The 15977-nt window shown below is 36.1% G+C and carries 17 protein-coding genes; 2 read left to right on the top strand and 15 right to left on the bottom strand.

What is annotated here, in order from left to right:
* Positions 1–136: 136 nt before the first annotated feature.
* From yhaM to ABDZ63_RS14660, 3 genes are read right to left on the bottom strand one after another with little or no spacing between them, the layout of a single operon-like run.
* Positions 137–1075, bottom strand: a complete 939-nt coding sequence (gene yhaM, locus ABDZ63_RS14670; protein ID WP_343784785.1) for a 3'-5' exoribonuclease YhaM — start codon at positions 1073–1075, stop codon at positions 137–139.
* A 27-nt stretch (positions 1076–1102) separates the two neighbouring features.
* Entirely contained in the window at positions 1103–4081 is a 2979-nt protein-coding gene (locus tag ABDZ63_RS14665; protein WP_343784783.1) for an AAA family ATPase, read from the bottom strand.
* Positions 4068–5288, bottom strand: a complete 1221-nt coding sequence (locus tag ABDZ63_RS14660; protein WP_343784781.1) for a metallophosphoesterase family protein — start codon at positions 5286–5288, stop codon at positions 4068–4070. The genes ABDZ63_RS14665 and ABDZ63_RS14660 overlap by 14 nt, the downstream gene beginning before the upstream one ends.
* A 166-nt stretch (positions 5289–5454) precedes the next feature.
* Between ABDZ63_RS14660 and ABDZ63_RS14655 the strand changes: the two genes are divergently transcribed.
* The gene (locus tag ABDZ63_RS14655) at positions 5455–5640 is read left to right on the top strand and encodes a YhzD family protein (protein ID WP_343784779.1); all 186 of its coding nucleotides are present in this window, start codon (positions 5455–5457) and stop codon (positions 5638–5640) included.
* A gap of 73 nt (positions 5641–5713) precedes the next feature.
* Here ABDZ63_RS14655 and ABDZ63_RS14650 read toward each other — a convergent pair whose 3' ends face one another.
* Both ABDZ63_RS14650 and ABDZ63_RS14645 read right to left on the bottom strand, forming a co-directional pair.
* The gene (locus ABDZ63_RS14650; RefSeq protein ID WP_343784777.1) at positions 5714–6064 is read right to left on the bottom strand and encodes a YlbF/YmcA family competence regulator; all 351 of its coding nucleotides are present in this window, start codon (positions 6062–6064) and stop codon (positions 5714–5716) included.
* A gap of 83 nt (positions 6065–6147) precedes the next feature.
* The gene (locus tag ABDZ63_RS14645; protein WP_343784775.1) at positions 6148–7284 is read right to left on the bottom strand and encodes a DUF445 domain-containing protein; all 1137 of its coding nucleotides are present in this window, start codon (positions 7282–7284) and stop codon (positions 6148–6150) included.
* A 168-nt stretch (positions 7285–7452) separates the two neighbouring features.
* Here ABDZ63_RS14645 and ABDZ63_RS14640 point away from each other — a divergent pair, with 168 nt between their 5' ends.
* Positions 7453–7647, top strand: a complete 195-nt coding sequence (locus tag ABDZ63_RS14640) for a hypothetical protein (RefSeq protein WP_343784773.1) — start codon at positions 7453–7455, stop codon at positions 7645–7647.
* A 416-nt stretch (positions 7648–8063) separates the two neighbouring features.
* Here the strand turns inward: ABDZ63_RS14640 and ABDZ63_RS14635 are convergent, their stop codons facing one another.
* The 10 genes from ABDZ63_RS14635 to chrA form a co-directional block, all read right to left on the bottom strand.
* Positions 8064–8261, bottom strand: coding sequence for an alpha/beta-type small acid-soluble spore protein (locus tag ABDZ63_RS14635; protein ID WP_343784771.1), 198 nt, complete (start codon positions 8259–8261; stop codon positions 8064–8066).
* A gap of 76 nt (positions 8262–8337) precedes the next feature.
* Entirely contained in the window at positions 8338–9729 is a 1392-nt protein-coding gene (gene fumC / locus ABDZ63_RS14630) for a class II fumarate hydratase (protein WP_343784769.1), read from the bottom strand.
* 139 nt (positions 9730–9868) lie between these two features.
* Complete coding sequence (locus ABDZ63_RS14625; RefSeq protein WP_343784767.1) at positions 9869–10651, bottom strand: M15 family metallopeptidase; 783 nt, start codon at positions 10649–10651, stop codon at positions 9869–9871.
* A gap of 122 nt (positions 10652–10773) precedes the next feature.
* Positions 10774–11013, bottom strand: a complete 240-nt coding sequence (locus tag ABDZ63_RS14620; protein ID WP_343784765.1) for an IDEAL domain-containing protein — start codon at positions 11011–11013, stop codon at positions 10774–10776.
* 641 nt (positions 11014–11654) lie between these two features.
* Positions 11655–12251, bottom strand: a complete 597-nt coding sequence (wrbA, locus tag ABDZ63_RS14615) for an NAD(P)H:quinone oxidoreductase (RefSeq protein WP_343784763.1) — start codon at positions 12249–12251, stop codon at positions 11655–11657.
* A gap of 72 nt (positions 12252–12323) precedes the next feature.
* On the bottom strand, positions 12324–12869 hold the full coding sequence (locus tag ABDZ63_RS14610) for a GNAT family N-acetyltransferase (RefSeq protein ID WP_343784761.1): 546 nt from the start codon (positions 12867–12869) through the stop codon (positions 12324–12326).
* Between the two features lie 21 nt (positions 12870–12890).
* Positions 12891–13184: an AzlD domain-containing protein gene (locus ABDZ63_RS14605; protein ID WP_343784759.1), complete on the bottom strand. Its 294-nt coding sequence runs from the start codon at positions 13182–13184 to the stop codon at positions 12891–12893.
* Positions 13181–13921, bottom strand: a complete 741-nt coding sequence (locus ABDZ63_RS14600) for an AzlC family ABC transporter permease (RefSeq protein ID WP_343784757.1) — start codon at positions 13919–13921, stop codon at positions 13181–13183. The genes ABDZ63_RS14605 and ABDZ63_RS14600 overlap by 4 nt, the downstream gene beginning before the upstream one ends.
* Before the next feature lie 39 nt (positions 13922–13960).
* The gene (locus ABDZ63_RS14595) at positions 13961–14746 is read right to left on the bottom strand and encodes a cobalamin-binding protein (RefSeq protein WP_343784755.1); all 786 of its coding nucleotides are present in this window, start codon (positions 14744–14746) and stop codon (positions 13961–13963) included.
* A gap of 11 nt (positions 14747–14757) precedes the next feature.
* Entirely contained in the window at positions 14758–15936 is a 1179-nt protein-coding gene (chrA, locus tag ABDZ63_RS14590) for a chromate efflux transporter (RefSeq protein ID WP_343784753.1), read from the bottom strand.
* Positions 15937–15977: the final 41 nt, after the last annotated feature.

Below are 15977 nucleotides of genomic sequence, written 5' to 3'. Positions count from 1 at the left end.
ACCAAAACAAACGATGCTTATGATACCAGTCCATGGTAGGATGGTTGAATAACCGTCTTAGGCATCGTTTTCATCTCTCTTAGTCCATTTATGAAATATTTAAAATCCACGGCATGGTTTAGTATATCCTAAAGAGTTAAATCGTCGGCTTGTAGAATTGACGGTTTTCTAATGGGAATATACGATCTGTAAATTCTCCTGGATTAACTTTATCTAATGCCCTGTTCATCATATTCATCTTAGCATCAATCATATCGATTAAATGAAGTAATTCCGCTTCACGTACAATTGGTGCTTTCGGACTCCCCCACTCACCTTTTCCATGGTGGCTTAATACTAGGTGTTGAAGTAACATCACTTCTTCACCCTCAATGCCTAACTCCTCAGCAGTCAATGAGATTTCATCAACCATAATCGATATATGACCTAACATTTTTCCTTCTAATGTATACGTTGGTGAAGCTGGGCTTGAAAGTTCTTTAACTTTACCAATATCATGCAAAATAATTCCGGCATATAACAAGTCAGAATTGATCTCTGGATAAAGGTCCTTCATCTGTCTAGCGATTTTTAACATACTGATGATATGATGAATTAAGCCAGAAGCATACTCATGGTGATTTTTCGTAGCTGCTGGGAAAGTAAATAAATCATCACTATATTTCTTTAAAATATTTCGAACGATTCTCTGGATATTAGGATTCTCTAATGCAAAGATCATTTGCGTTAAATAATCTTTCATCTCGTCTAATTCAACAGGCGCTTTTTCAATAAAGTCCTCTACCTTTACGCCATCCATTTCATTCGACAGTCTAATTTGTCTAATGTTCAATTGATTCTTCCCTCTAAATTGGCGAATTTCACCTTGGACTTGGACGATCGACTCTGCAACTAATGATTCTTCATCTTCCTTAGTCGCTTCCCAAAGTTTTGCTTCAATTTCACCTGTCCGATCGCGAAAAATAATCGTTAAAAAAGGCTTGCCAGAACTAGTCACTCCTTTATCAACTGATTTAATTAGTAAAAACCCATCAAATTGTTCTCCGACTTCTCGGTAAAAAATCCCCTGCTTCATCTTACTCTCCCCTTTAACACTTCATTATCACATCATAATCGGCTGTCCATTGGCTAGTGAGATTGTATGGACTTTCGACTTAAATTGATCAGGTTCACATGCGAAATATATTAATTGTTGTTTCTTCGTTTGTTTTAATAAGATCTTCATCATCTGCTGTCTACGACTTTCGTCAAAATGAACAAATGCATCATCTAACACAAACGGAAACCCTTGTGCATCACTTAATGATTCATTCAAGGCTAGACGTAAAGCAATATATAATTGATCTGCTGTTCCCTCAGATAATTGTCTAACGTCAAACCATTTACCATCTCTATGTTGAGCGATTAACGATTCATCCTTAGAAAATTGTACATCCTGGTAAGCTCCATTAGTTATTTCACTAAATAATTTTGATGTATGAGCTAAGATCTTAGGTAAGTATTCATATTGATAACGTGCTTTCGTATCTTGAAGCAATCCTTTTGCCGTTTGGTATATAGCCCACTCTTTAGCTAAAGTCATGATTTCCCCTTCGATCATCGACTTTTCATGAATTAAGTCAGATAACTTACCATCTTCTTCTAATTGGCGAATATTCGCAGAACAATCAGCTAAATGTTGACGTTTTTCATCTAATTGATTTAGAACCTCTTCTTTATTACTTCTATCTTGACTTAACTTAGTTTCAATTTCAATCCAATTATAAGATTGTTTTAAAATGGAATCAGCCTGTCCTTTATCAATACTTTGAACTGCTTTTATAGCTTCTTGCCTCATCTCATCTTTTTCTTGATAGGTTTCAAAATCCTCAACCGCTTGACCTAATGTTTCTTCATTTTGAATATTCGTTTCACTTAGCATGTTTTGAAGTTCTTTTTCATACGGGGTATTGGCTTCTTTCAATTCCTGGAGTTGCCCTTCTAATTCATTCGCCCAACTATGTTGATGCTTAATTTGTTCTTTAACGTTTTGTTCGTGTTTTAAATAATGGCGAACGAGTTGTAAATAAGTGTCTGCATGGTTTAGTTCATCTTCACTCACATAATACGATAAAAACCGTTTTAATTGATCGTCTAATTGGTCAATTGACTGTTGGATTTGGTCTAATTCATGTTTGTACTGATCGATTCTCTGAATTGACGCTTGTGCCTCGGTTAATAGCTGAAACACTTCTTCCCATTGTTCTAACTCAAACGCTTCGAGTAGTGGTAATTGTTCAGTTTCAAATACACGCTTCTGTTCATCAGCTTCTAACTGTTGTTCAAAATTTAATCGCTCAGCCTCGACCTCTCTAATCTCTCCGTTCAAATAATCAATTCGCATTTGTGATTCTTTTAATTGCTCATGATGACGGCTTTCTTCAGCTTTTAGTTTTTCTAACCCATTAATTCGCTTCTCTACATCGTCATAATCCTCTATTTTTAACTGGTCTGTCTTTAGTTGATTTAAATCGTGGTCAACCTTACCCATTTGACGGTGTAATAATATGAAAATGAATAGACCTATTGCTGCAATCGCAAATGACCAACTAAAGTCAATCACCGGTACTACTTCACTTAATACTAATCCAATCGCAATACCAGAAAAACTAACAACTCCCCACTTTAACCAAAAGAGCATTTGCTTAAATCGCTGTAGTTGGCTTTTTTGCTTGTTTGTATGACTTTGCATTTGTTGTTGGGCCCTAAAAGAAGCTTGTTTTTGTTTTAATTGTTCGAGTTCATCTGTATACGCTTCACTTCCTAAAGAGGATTGCATTTGCTTTTCTACATTTACCTGTTTATGTTCAAGTTCTTTTAATTCCTCTAACTTAATCCGTTTTCGCCTTTCAAGTTCACTTAGCTTTTCTGAGTTTGCATGGACATCTTTTGCGAGTCTAGACCATGTTTCTTTCGTATATTTACTCAGTTCTAAATGACGTATTTCTTCTTCAGTTAGTTGAATATTAGCCGTTTGTAAATAACTTAAGAGCTGAGATTGCTTTAGTTCAACATTACTGACTAATTCTTGTTTTTGTTGAAGCTTTTGTTCGACTTCGACTGTCCATTGATTCACTTCTTCTAAAGAAAATGGGAAATGCCCACTTTTCGATTGTTCCATTAAACGATTCCGCTGTTCTTTAACACTGCTAATCTTAGACATTAACACACGAGCACGTTCATCGTATTCTTGTCGTTTTTCTTTTACTTCATCATAACGTTCAATCACATCTTCTGTTAAATTAGAATGTGATAACAATTCACTCATTTCTTGATCCAGTCTTTGAACTTGTTCGATCGATGATTTAGCTTGGAATAACATTTGTGCTTGATTAATGCGGTTGTGAAGGTCTAAATCTTGTTCTTTTAACTTGGCTATGTCCTGCTCGAGATGTTTAGCCTCTTGATACAAAGCTTGATGATTTCTCTCACGTTCATGAACTTTTTCGATTTCTTCATTAATCGACTTTAATTGAATTAACTTTTCATTGATCGGTGGTTTACGTCCTTGCTTTTTAAATAGTTTTCCACTTTCTTTCGCTAATTCTTGTTCAAGTTCTAAGACGTAATCTGACCCGGTTAACCCTAAATTGAACAATACTTTGCCAATATCCTCAGTCTGTTTATGACGAATTGCATATAGGTCACGGTCTTGAAATGAAAAGATCGATTCAAATAAATAATGATCAACATTTTGTAATAACTTTTGAACCTCTTCTTCACTTAATTTCTCACCTTTAAAATACCCAACCCGTTTACCTCGATCTCTGTGTTGAAAGCGCTCTATTACATAGTCATCATCTTCGGCAGCTATTATAAGCCTTCCACCCAATTGCCCATCAAAAATTGACATATACCGCTCACGATCTTTTGGTGATAAGCCAAATAATACATACGTTATAAACATTCTAATTGAAGACTTACCAGATTCGTTAGGTCCATATAAATAATTAAAGCCTTCATTTAATTCGATTGTTTCATCTTTCCATTTACCGAAAGACACAACTTCTAATCGCTTAAAATACAATTTAATCCCTTCCATCTTTCAATAACTTTTCAATGACTAACTGTTCAGCCTCTTGCTTTATATCTGTTAATTCAGATGCTGAAAATGAGCCGACTTGTTGCTTGAAGTGACGATTATTAATTAAATCTGATAAATAGGATTCAATCCCTAGTTGTTCATCAGATAATTTCACGACTTCTCCAACAAACTGGTTAGATTGTTTTAATTGCTTACGGTCGTATTGGACAACTCGCTCTAGGTTTAGTCCTTGAATCCATATCCAATGTTCCTTTTCGACTTCTACTTCATTGAGTAAATGAACTAATTCTTCTTTATAATGAAGAAGCGTTTCTTGAACTGTTATAGTCAACCTTACCCAAGTTTTACCTGACTGATTACGTAATTGGTCTTTATATACGTTTAATGCTTCAATTAAGTCATCAAAACGCTGACAATGAGTTAACGTTAATGCTTCTTCAAGAAACAATATGTCATGAACTGGGTGGAAATCTAACTGTGTCTGACTCTTACTCAAATCAACAACATAACAGCCTCTTTCACCGGTTTCCTTAATATGTCTACTTTGTATATTTCCCGGGTAAACGATGTAAGGATTATGTGATAAGATTTCACGTTTATGTATATGTCCAAGCCCCCAATAATCAAAAGGTTTAGTTTTTAACTCTTCTAATAAAAATGGAGCATACTGATCATGTTCTTGGTTAGTTTTCAAGCTGCCGTGTAAAGTTGCAATTTGAAAGCAATTCTGATCATGAGGAAAGTATTCATTCACTTTCGATTCTGTTACAGCTCTATTCTCATAACTAAAACCATGAATATAAGCTAAGACTTCACCATCTTTCTCAAACGGGAAGCTCGTCACCTCTTCTGATCTAAAAACATATGTATTACTCGGAAACGATAGATCCACCTTATTTAACAATTGATAATCGTGATTACCAAAACTTATATACACTTTAATATCAAATTGTTCCAGCTTTACTAATCCTTCTTTTAACGCAACTAAAGATTTCAATGACGCTGATTCTTGATCGAATAAGTCTCCAACTAATAAGACGAAATCCACTTGTTCTTCTATTGCTAATTTAATTAAACGTTCAAACGCTTTAAAAGTACTTGCTTTAACATCTTTTAAAATATTATCAGGTAAATTCCTCATCCCCTTATAAGGACTATCAAGGTGCAAATCAGCACTATGTAAAAATCGTACAGATCGATTCATCACTGTTCCTCCAATGATTCTATTCTTAATTATTATTTTATCAAACTTCAAAAGCGAATGCACGTTCGATGAGTGATTTTTTAAAATTAATGCGTCAGACTATTTACAAAAGTCTACAAAATACATATAGTTAAAATAGCGGCACATACATAAGGAGGAATAGACATTGAAGACGTATCATTTAACGGTTTACTCAAAAAAAGGTGAAAGTTTATTAAATGAAACAATCGAAGCAAAAGATGATCAAGAGGCCAAAATGGTTGGGACTAAGCAGTTAGAAGAGCAAGATTATCATGAAACAACACACCGCCTAGTTTCACCAGATGGTCGTCTCTTGTTATTCCACCGATAAAATGTGGACATATATTAAAAAACTGTTCCAATAGTCAATTTTCATGACTATTGGAACAGCCCTTCTTTATTATTTACTGTTGTTCTTCACCATATAAATCTTCAAGTGGCTTAGTGATAATTTTACTAACATCACCAATTACCGTATTTAAACGTTGCTCTTCTTCCATAAGCTTAGAAATATCTTCATTCTGTTGAACAAGCTCTACAACTTGCTTCGCTTTATTTACTTCTTCTTCTGTAATCTCTTCACCTTGCATTTGCTTTTGCTGAAGGTTTAACTGAGTATCACGGAAGTTATCGAACATTTGCTTTGTGGATGGATCATTCATAACCGTTTCATAAGCATTCTTTAAAGCTTGGAATTCTTCACTTTCACGAAGACCTTTTTCTAAATCATAAGCTAAATCATAAATATTCGCCACAATATACCTCCTAGATTAACTACACATATTATTCGAATACTACTGTATCAGAGAATGTACGTGCTGTATAGTATTAAAATAAATCAGCTGATCAACATCACAATAAGACCCTGGACTAAACCAATCGTACCCCCTAAGACAGCTCCCAAATAAGTAATCATGTTAAATTCCCGTTTCGTTATTTCTAAAACCATTTTCTCTAAGCGAACGACATCAAATTGAACGACTTCTTGACGTACCATATTCGACACATCCATCGTTTTCATCATTTTCTCTACTTGACTTGATAATAGCCCAATCAACAGCTTCACACCGTTTGGAATTAACTCCTGATTAATGACTTGTTCATATTTAGTTAACCAAGTCGAAACAGGCTCATGTAAATGTTGACTGACTTGAAGCTCATTGACTAAATAATTTGCAACTCTACTTTCTAAAGTATCGTCAAACAATTGATTTCTTAAACCAGAAAGTTGTTTATGTTGCCACTTTAACCATTCTGCTCGAATTAAAGTTTCGATTGTTTCGTGTGTATCAGTTGAACGAATGAATTGATTAATAGCTGGGGTCACTTTTTCAACTAGTCCCTCCTCACCGAAATATGAGGAAACCATACTTCCTAAAAACCCTTGTGATTGTAAAAATTCTGAGGCTGTTTCGGATAATTTCTTTTGGCCTTCTGGGCTGTTAATATAAGCATCTACTTGTTGTAAAATATAAGCGGCAACAACAGGCAACTGCTCATCAATCGAATGTTTAACATCATCAGGTAAAACATCACCTAACGTACGAGTTGATTGATGTTCGTACATATTCGCTAACTGGTCTGCCACTTTTTCTTTAAAATAACTTTCAACGTCTAAAACGGTTAAATCCTGTTTAAATTGTTGAATAACCTCAATCGTTTTCTGATCACTTTCTAAATATTCATCAAAACGACTTTGGACCATTGATATAATTTGCTTTTGAAATTCTGATTGCACGAGCTTCTTACTAATCGCATCAGCCTTAACTAAATGATTAGTAACCAAATGCCCTAATTGCTCTGCTAATTCTGCCTGCCTTTTTGGAATTAAACCGGGTGTAAACGGTAACTTCCAATTTCTTATGTAGATCGGACGGTAAGGTCTAAATAGCATTTTAATGGCAAGATAATTCGTCATCCCACCAATTAGTGCACCAATTGCAATCATCAATAAAATTATTAGTAAGACGTTCATGATATCTACCTCTCTAACGTAATATAACCAGTACTAAAATAGCACAAAATCAACAAATAATCGACAAAACAACTTCAATTAATTACCGGACATGATTACTTAACAGGCACACAAACTAACAGTGTGAGAAACCGCAAGAAGGCTTCTTACGTAAAGGAGGATACTGCAATGGCAAAGCCATCAAAAGATAAAGACGATATGCGAAATGAGTATGATTTAGACGTCGATCGTATGATGAATGAAGGCTTAGCAGGTGGATACGTGAGCCCAAGATATGACCGCGTCCAAATTGATGAATCTCATGAAATTAGAAAAAACGGTGAACCCTTTGCAGAGGCAAAAACGAATAACGAAGAGCATTAAATTTAAACGGAGATGTGGAGCGCACACATCTCCGTTTTTAAAGTCGCCCGGAATCAGGCGATCGCCCGATTAATTGGGCGTTCGCCTGATTATTGTTTGAGTTCGCCTGATTATCGTGAATTTCGCCTGATTATCGAGATTTTCGCCCGATTATCGTGAATTTCGCCTGAATATCGAGATTTTCGCCCGATTATCGTGAATTTCGCCTGATTATCGTTAATTTTGCCTGATTGACTGTCCGATGACCATCTCACTTGTTCAATCACTGTAAGTTCTTCACTCCATTCACGAGCTGATTCGCCTATTTATCATGAATTCCCGATCCTCTATTAACGAAACCAAAAAAAAGAGGGCCTTATTAGACCCCCTCTTAAATTAATGTTAAATGTTGTTTTCGTTAGTGGACAAATCTTTAATTACTGTCCACCCATTTGTTGTTCTGCCATTTGTACTAGACGCTTTGTAATTTCACCACCAACTGAACCGTTAGAGCGTGAAGTTGAATCAGCTCCAAGCTGTACACCAAATTCTTGTGCGACTTCTGTCTTCATTTGGTCTAATGCTTGTGCTACACCAGGAACTACTAATTGGTTTGAATTGTTGTTCTGTGCCATGTTGTTCACCTCCTGTGTATCTACTATTGTTAACAGGAGGAAAAGAAATATGAACTAAAATGCTAGGTAAATAATGTTATTTAGCATTCGGTTTAGTCATTTCTTTAGGCACGACTAAACGATCAAATTCATCCCCAGATAAAATACCTGTATCTACTGCTGCTTCACGTAAAGTTTGATTATTTTCGTGAGCATGTTTAGCAATTTTTGCTGCATTCTCATAACCAATATGAGGGTTTAAAGCGGTAACAAGCATTAAAGAATCATTTAAATACTTCTCTATTTCTTTTTCATCAGGCTCTAAACCTACTAAGCACCTCTCATCAAATGAAATCATACTATCACCAAGTAACTGACAAGATTGTAAGAAGTTATAAGCAATCATTGGCTTATATACGTTTAATTCAAAATTACCCTGACTTGCCGCAAAACCAATTGCAGCATCATTACCCATAACATGAGCGGTAACCATTGTGATCGCTTCACTTTGTGTTGGGTTAACTTTACCTGGCATAATTGAGCTTCCAGGTTCATTTGCTGGAATTGTAATTTCACCAATACCACAACGAGGACCACTTGCTAAGAAACGAACGTCATTAGCAATTTTCATAACGTCTGCTGCAAGTCCTTTAATTGCACCATGTGTGTGGACAAGCTCATCATGACTAGTTAAGGCATGGAACTTATTTTTAGCCGATATGAAATGACCATTAGTTTCTTCATTAATTTTGTCTGCTACAGTTTCAGCAAAGTCAGGATGAGCATTAATACCTGTCCCAACAGCGGTACCTCCTAAGGCAATTTCTCTAACATATTTTAACGAGTCTTGGATCATGGATTCAGTCTTCTCTAACATACGATGCCAGCCACTAATCTCTTGTCCTAGCGTTAATGGTGTCGCATCTTGTAAATGCGTTCGACCGATTTTAACGATGTCATTGTAGGCATCTGTTTTTTCTTTTAAAGTATTTTTCATTTGCGTTAATGCGGGAAGAAGGTGATCTTCTATCTTTTTTACTGCAGCAATATGTAATGCTGTTGGGTAAGTATCATTAGAGCTTTGTGACTTGTTCACATCATCATTTGGGTGTAGACGAGTTTCTTTACCCACCTCTTCTAACCATTCATTGCCAACATAAGCTAACACTTCATTCATATTCATGTTTGATTGTGTACCACTACCTGTTTGCCATACAACAAGCGGGAAGTGATCAAATAATTCACCAGCTAATACACGATCAGCTGCATGACCTATCGCATCAGCTTTATCACTTTCTAATAAGCCTAAAGATTCATTAGCACGAGCTGCACTTTTCTTTAAGATTGCAAATCCTTCTATAATTTCTTTTGGCATTGTTTCATTGCCGATTGGGAAGTTTAATACACTCCTTTGCGTTTGTGCACCCCAATACTTATCTGCTGGTACCTTCATTTCACCTAATGTATCACGTTCAATACGATAATCCATTAAAGTTCCTCCTTCATTTGTACAATGACAACTTTATTAACCACTTCTTATTATAATAATAAATTTGCAGAATTTAAACGAAAAGCCATGAAAAAAAGGCCTAAAGATATTTAGACCTTCTAAAAACTTATTCGCATCATCATTCAACTAAACCAAAATATTCTTCTAAAGTTAAGCCTGATTGATATACGCTCGTTGCTAGGTCCTCACCGACATATCTTAAGTGCCAAGGTTCATAGCCATAACCTGTGATCTCACTTTTTCCTTCCAAGTAACGGATAATAAAGCCATGTTTGTGACCATTTTCAGCAACCCACTTACCTTCTTGCGTTTCACCAAACTCCTCAGACAATGCATAGCCAATTGATGCTGTTGAAACGTCCATTGCTAAACCAGTTTGATGTTCACTGTAACCAGGTTGAGCTGAATATTGTTCAGCATGCTCTTCCCCATGGCGATCAACATTCGAGGCAAATACGACTTCTTGAGTTTGTTCAGATCGATAACCTGAAACAGCAACTAACTGATGCCCTTCTTCACTTGCCGCTTCAAACAGATCTTCTAATGCACCTGCAGCTTCTTCACGTAGGTGTTTTCTTTCTTCATTAACAGCGTGATAATCAACATCAGCAATCATTAGATCTTCTGGCTCATACCCATTTGGTAACCGACGTTCTTTATTAACTATTACATCAATAATATCAGTCTCAGGCACGATTACCGCTTCTCCATCTTCTGTTAATTCCCCTTCATGTCTAGTTGCATCAACAATGGTGAACTCAGATTTCTCACTCAAAGTGCCTTCTATTGGTTTTAAATGATCCGCTACTAAATTTTCTAAATCTACTGTCTCGTTTTGACAAGCGCTGATTATTAGGCTAGTTAATAAAATAATCAAGACACCTGATTTCCTAATTCCCATTCAAACTCCTCATTTTTATAAATATTGTAGTCTCATTATATAACAGCATACTATGTTGTCATACATCTTTAAACAAGAAAAAGCTGCCTAAAATGGCAGCTATATATCAACACTTTAACGACTTACTTAACATATTTCGCATATTGTTTGCTTAGCTTTTTAAATTGCTCTATGTCTTGTTTGTCAATTGCTTCGTTAATTCTTTCTTCTAATAATCCCTTATTAAAGTTAAAAACCATTTCATCAAGTAATAATCGTGAAGCTAGCTTAAACTCATATGGTACTTCACGCCTAGCTTTAATTGCGATTGTTTTCGGAAATTGATATCTAATTAGTACATAAGAGGTAACTTGATTCTTCATGCCCCTTCCCCCTTACTCCTTTTTTCTATTATCTTAAATTTCAACTCCAATTGCAACAATTTTCTGAACCTTTATTGTAATTTATTCAACTAGTATACTAATGTGTTTGTGCTTTTTACGAAAATATTTATTTTTCCGTATTTCTTAAAAGTGAAGCTGTAGTCATAACTAGGGTAAAAAAATCCCCTGACGCTTTTCTAACGTCAGGGCTAATATCCTCTTGTTGGGAGAGAGGTGTATATGAACTTTGTGTATAACCACAAAGGTTCACCGAATTCATTCAACGATACACATTTTAATACTTTATTAAACCATCTCATTTAATGGTAGCTTTAGCAACATAAATGCTTGAGTGATCATTTATGTACCTTACTACTACACTATTACGTATGACGGGATTTTATTTTGGGGGTTTTATATCATCTTTTGCATGATTGAACAGATTAGAAAGTCTGGTGAAATCAAACAAAGATCCTTTACCCGAGCCGGATAATTTTATCAGTGCTCGATTGCTTTTTATCAGCGTTCGGGGCTGTTTTGATGGAGCGAATATCGAAAGCATAAAAATCCGAACGAATTCATTTACGATGAATCGTCTGGATTTTCTTTTATGACAACTCTTTTGTCCCATTCTCTTTCATTTATTGAGCAATTTTATTTGTTATCTCAAATGTACGTTTAGCTTGATGTTTAACAGCATTCTCTACATCATCTTGAATTTTTCCTTCACCATCAGCTGTAGCGCTCGTACCATAAGGGTTACCACCAGAAGCAAAAACGGAATCATCTGTATAACCAGGACTGGCAATAACCGCACCCCAATGGAACATCGACGTATAAAGATGCATCAAAGTTTGTTCTTGTCCACCATGTGGATTTTGTGCAGTCGTCATCGCGCTTACAACTTTATTCACGAGTTTGCCTTCTGCCCACAACCCACCTGCTTGGTCCATAAATTGTTTAACTTGAGCTGGTACGTTACCAAAGCGTGTAGGAATGCTAAAAATAAAGCCATCTGCCCATTCTAAATCATTGACTTGCGCTTCAGTTACATCTTTAGAGTTTTCATAGTGTTCTTTCCAAGCTGGGTTTTGTGAAATTGCTTCTTCTGGTGCCGTTTCAGGGATTTTCACTAACTTCACTTCTGCACCAGCTTCACTCAGTGCTTCTTCTGCCCATTTAGCCATCTGATGATTAGCACCAGTTGAACTATAATAAAACACTGCCATTTTCGTCATTTAAAACACCTTCCTCATTCGTCATTTCTCTACAATATCAATGTTTCCCTAAAAAAGCGTGTTTAAACAACATTATTGAACCTGAGATGATGTAAGCCATGACCTTAATTGATATAAGTCCTTCCATCCATAAGCCGTTTCTTCATATGTCCCTGTTCCAATTGTAATATTCTCAGCCTCTATTCTCCTTGCTCCTAATCGAACATAAAACTGACCATATGGATTATCTGTTAAAATCCATACTAATAAAGACGTATAACCTAACTGATTACATTCATTAACAAAATAGCTTAATAACCATTGGCCATACCCTTTTCTTTGATAAGCTGGTGATATGTATATATCAAAAATTTCACCATCAAACTCGAAATGATCAGTCCGTGCTTTACCTCCAGAAATGAAGCCAACTACACCATTCTCCTTAGAGTCTAATACAAATACGTGATGGTTTAATGTTTGTAAAGTTGTCTCCCACATCACTTTTCTATTTTCAAATGAGGTAACTTGTTGTAAATCATCTTCTTGAATAATGGTTTCATAGGTTGATTTCCATGTATTATCATGTACGCGAGCAATTTGCTCTGCATCTATTACAGTTGCTCTTCTAACCTTAAGCATACAATCCCACCTTTTTTACAGCTACATCGTTAATAAAAACACCGTTAAAATAGCTCCTACTACTGCAAAGATAACATTCAAATTAAATAATGCAATGACTGTGGCAACAATTCCACCTAACAACCCAATCCAAGGTTGATCTGGGATGACACTCATAATCCCAGGAAACACTAAGGCTCCTAATGCCGCAAAAGGAATCGCATTCAACCAACGATTTAACCAAGGTCTTAATGTGATCTTCTCCATAATAAAGGATGGGATAAATCGAGGTACCATCGTGACAATCGCCATACCAATAATAATTGCCATGATCATGACTCATCCTCCTTTAGCAATCCTATGCCAAGTAAACTCGCTAAAATAGTTGATACAACAATAGCCCAACCTACATCTAAACTGATTTGCTCCATCAATAAATAATTAATCGACATCGCAACTAATGCAATTACTCCAACTCGCCATTCCTTTTTCACAGAAGGTATTAATAAGCCAATAAACATAGCATATAGCGCAATTCCCATGCTGTCACTTAAAGTAGCAGGTAAGGCATCGCCAATCATAGCCCCTAAGAAGCTTCCGAACACCCAAGAAAAATAAGCAACTAAAATTAACGAAGCAAAGAAATACATCCCATGTTTCTTCTTTGATTCTTCTCCATTCAAAGAAGAAACAGCAAATGTCTCATCTGTTAATCCGATCGATAAACCAAACTTCCATTTTAATGGCAAGGATCGAACTTTATTCATAAATGACATACTCATCACAAAATGACGGAAATTTAATACAAAAGTCGCAATCACAATTTGTAAAAACAATGCACCTTGAGCGATCATATTAGCAGCCATGAATTGTGCTGCGCCCGCAAATACTAGAACACTCATCATCGTCGTTTCAAAAGTCGTTAATCCTGATTGTTTAGCTAATACACCATATGCAATCGCAATTGGCAAATATCCTAAAACGATCGGAAAACCAGCTACAGCCCCTCTTTTAACGGCTTCTACTCTCGATTGTTCATCTCTATAATTTGTTGCTGTTTCTGCACTTTCCACTTTTCATACCTTCTCTCTAAAGAAATTCCTCAATCATAATTAAGGTGCTGGATAATAATTAGGATGAAGTAGATAAGCTAACTTCTTTAGTCCTTCTAACAAGCGTGGTGATGGTCGGCAATATAAATATTCTTCTAATACATGAATATCATTATTTATAACAGACTGAAGCTCCATAGCCCTTTCACGTTTCTTTATAATAGCTGGGTTCATCTTTTTCTCTTGTACTCCAACCCATACCATACAGATCTCATCAGGGTCTTTCTCTAATACTTCTTCCCATTCAATTTGAATACTCGCTTCATCATAATCAGAGAAGATATTTGTTGCACCAGCCAACTCACTAATATATGAGAGCCAGTTTTTTTGACCTGGTGTAAAGATTGGCTTTGGCCACCATTCCCAATAGATCCTTTTAGGCTTAGTGATCTCTTCTGAAATGGTCTGATATTGCTTTAAGGTAGCGTAATAATCTTGATAAACTTGCTTGGCCTTATCGGTTTTATTAATTTCCTTACCAACTGTTAAAATATCACTTGCAATTTCATCTAATGAATTTGGGTCTAAAATAATATAAGGTAAGTCATATGCTTTAAGTTGTTCAATATTACGTTCCATACCGGGGACACTTAAAGAAGCAAGCACTAAATCAGGCTCTAATGCTTTTACTTTTTCCATATCAATGTTTAAGTCACGACCGACCCGAGGCAAGTTTTCTATTGCTTGTGGCCAGTCACTATCATCATCAACACCAACAAGTAAGTGGGTCGCATCTAAATAAGCTAATATTTCAGTATTACTTGGACAAATCGAAACAACACGCATTAAAAACACCCCTATATGAAAAGACTTAATAACATGTATACGACAACAACAATGATCACGACTAGCCAAGCAGGACGTTTCCAAAATTGTAATAAACTAAAGCCTAACAACGCCACAGCGAAGTCCAATTCCGTCATAATACCACTTGTGAAAATTGGATGATAAAATGCTGCCACTAAAATACCGACAACAGCCGCATTAACTCCTAATAGAGCTGCCCCGACATACTTCATTTTTCTTAACTGTTGCCAAAACGGCAATACTCCAATAATTAACAAAAATGAAGGTAAGAAAATCGCAATCGTTGCAATAAGCATACCTGGAATACCATGAATAACAGTTCCTAAATAACTAGAAAACGTAAATAACGGACCAGGGATCGCTTGCGCTGCACCATAACCCGCTAAAAATAAGTCTTCACTTATTAATCCACTAGGCACTAACTCACGCTCTAAAAGCGGTAAGACAACATGCCCACCTCCGAAAACAATTGATCCTATCCGATAAAATATATCAAATAACTCTATGTATATATGGTTAAAATAATGATTCAAAACTGGCAATAACGCCAAAAGCCCTACGAATAAAGATAAAGCAAATACACTTATTTTTTTGGAAAATTTAAAAGCTGCCCTACGATCATCCGTATTCACTATTTCTTTAAAATATAATGCGCCAATAATTGCAGCAAGAGCTATTACAATAAGCTGCGTCACAGCAAACGGGAATAATAATAAAGTCATAGCTGAAGCAACTAACAATGCAATTCTCGGCAGGTCAGGTGCTAATTTTTTCCCCATGTTTAATACGGCATGAAAAACCACTGCAACCGCTACTACTTTTAATGCTCCGATCCAAACAGCATCTCCTAAATCCATTTGGATCACATACCAAGCAAAAATTGCAAGAATCACTACTGAAGGTAACGTAAAGCCAATCCAAGCTAATATACCTCCGATCAAGCCACCGCGAAGCATTCCAATTGAAATACCCACTTGACTACTGGCTGGACCAGGTAAAAACTGACAGAGCGCAATTAAATCAGCATACATCTGGTCTGATAGCCACTTTCGTCTTTGCACATATTCTTCTTGGAAATAAGCCAAGTGAGCAACAGGACCGCCAAATGATGTAAAACCTAATCGAGTTGCAATTAAGAAGATTTCAATATATCTTGATAGCCGTTCCATTTTCTCTCTCCAATGCTAGCCACTTATCAGAAAAGAGGCTG

Source organism: Alkalibacillus silvisoli, assembly GCF_039521975.1.
In the GTDB taxonomy this organism is placed as follows: domain Bacteria; phylum Bacillota; class Bacilli; order Bacillales; family Alkalibacillaceae; genus Alkalibacillus; species Alkalibacillus silvisoli.
The sequence above is the reverse complement of the archived record's forward strand: the minus strand, read 5'-3'. Positions and strand labels throughout refer to the sequence as shown.

Coding starts and splice junctions, on each gene's coding strand:
- yhaM (WP_343784785.1), bottom strand. CDS start 1,075: ATGAAGCAGGGGATTTTTTACCGAGAAGTCGGAGAACAATTTGATGGG.
- ABDZ63_RS14665 (WP_343784783.1), bottom strand. CDS start 4,081: ATGGAAGGGATTAAATTGTATTTTAAGCGATTAGAAGTTGTGTCTTTC.
- ABDZ63_RS14660 (WP_343784781.1), bottom strand. CDS start 5,288: ATGAATCGATCTGTACGATTTTTACATAGTGCTGATTTGCACCTTGAT.
- ABDZ63_RS14645 (WP_343784775.1), bottom strand. CDS start 7,284: ATGAACGTCTTACTAATAATTTTATTGATGATTGCAATTGGTGCACTA.
- ABDZ63_RS14640 (WP_343784773.1), top strand. CDS start 7,453: ATGGCAAAGCCATCAAAAGATAAAGACGATATGCGAAATGAGTATGAT.
- ABDZ63_RS14635 (WP_343784771.1), bottom strand. CDS start 8,261: ATGGCACAGAACAACAATTCAAACCAATTAGTAGTTCCTGGTGTAGCA.
- fumC (WP_343784769.1), bottom strand. CDS start 9,729: ATGGATTATCGTATTGAACGTGATACATTAGGTGAAATGAAGGTACCA.
- ABDZ63_RS14625 (WP_343784767.1), bottom strand. CDS start 10,651: ATGGGAATTAGGAAATCAGGTGTCTTGATTATTTTATTAACTAGCCTA.
- ABDZ63_RS14620 (WP_343784765.1), bottom strand. CDS start 11,013: ATGAAGAATCAAGTTACCTCTTATGTACTAATTAGATATCAATTTCCG.
- wrbA (WP_343784763.1), bottom strand. CDS start 12,251: ATGACGAAAATGGCAGTGTTTTATTATAGTTCAACTGGTGCTAATCAT.
- ABDZ63_RS14610 (WP_343784761.1), bottom strand. CDS start 12,869: ATGCTTAAGGTTAGAAGAGCAACTGTAATAGATGCAGAGCAAATTGCT.
- ABDZ63_RS14605 (WP_343784759.1), bottom strand. CDS start 13,184: ATGATCATGGCAATTATTATTGGTATGGCGATTGTCACGATGGTACCT.
- ABDZ63_RS14595 (WP_343784755.1), bottom strand. CDS start 14,746: ATGCGTGTTGTTTCGATTTGTCCAAGTAATACTGAAATATTAGCTTAT.
- chrA (WP_343784753.1), bottom strand. CDS start 15,936: ATGGAACGGCTATCAAGATATATTGAAATCTTCTTAATTGCAACTCGA.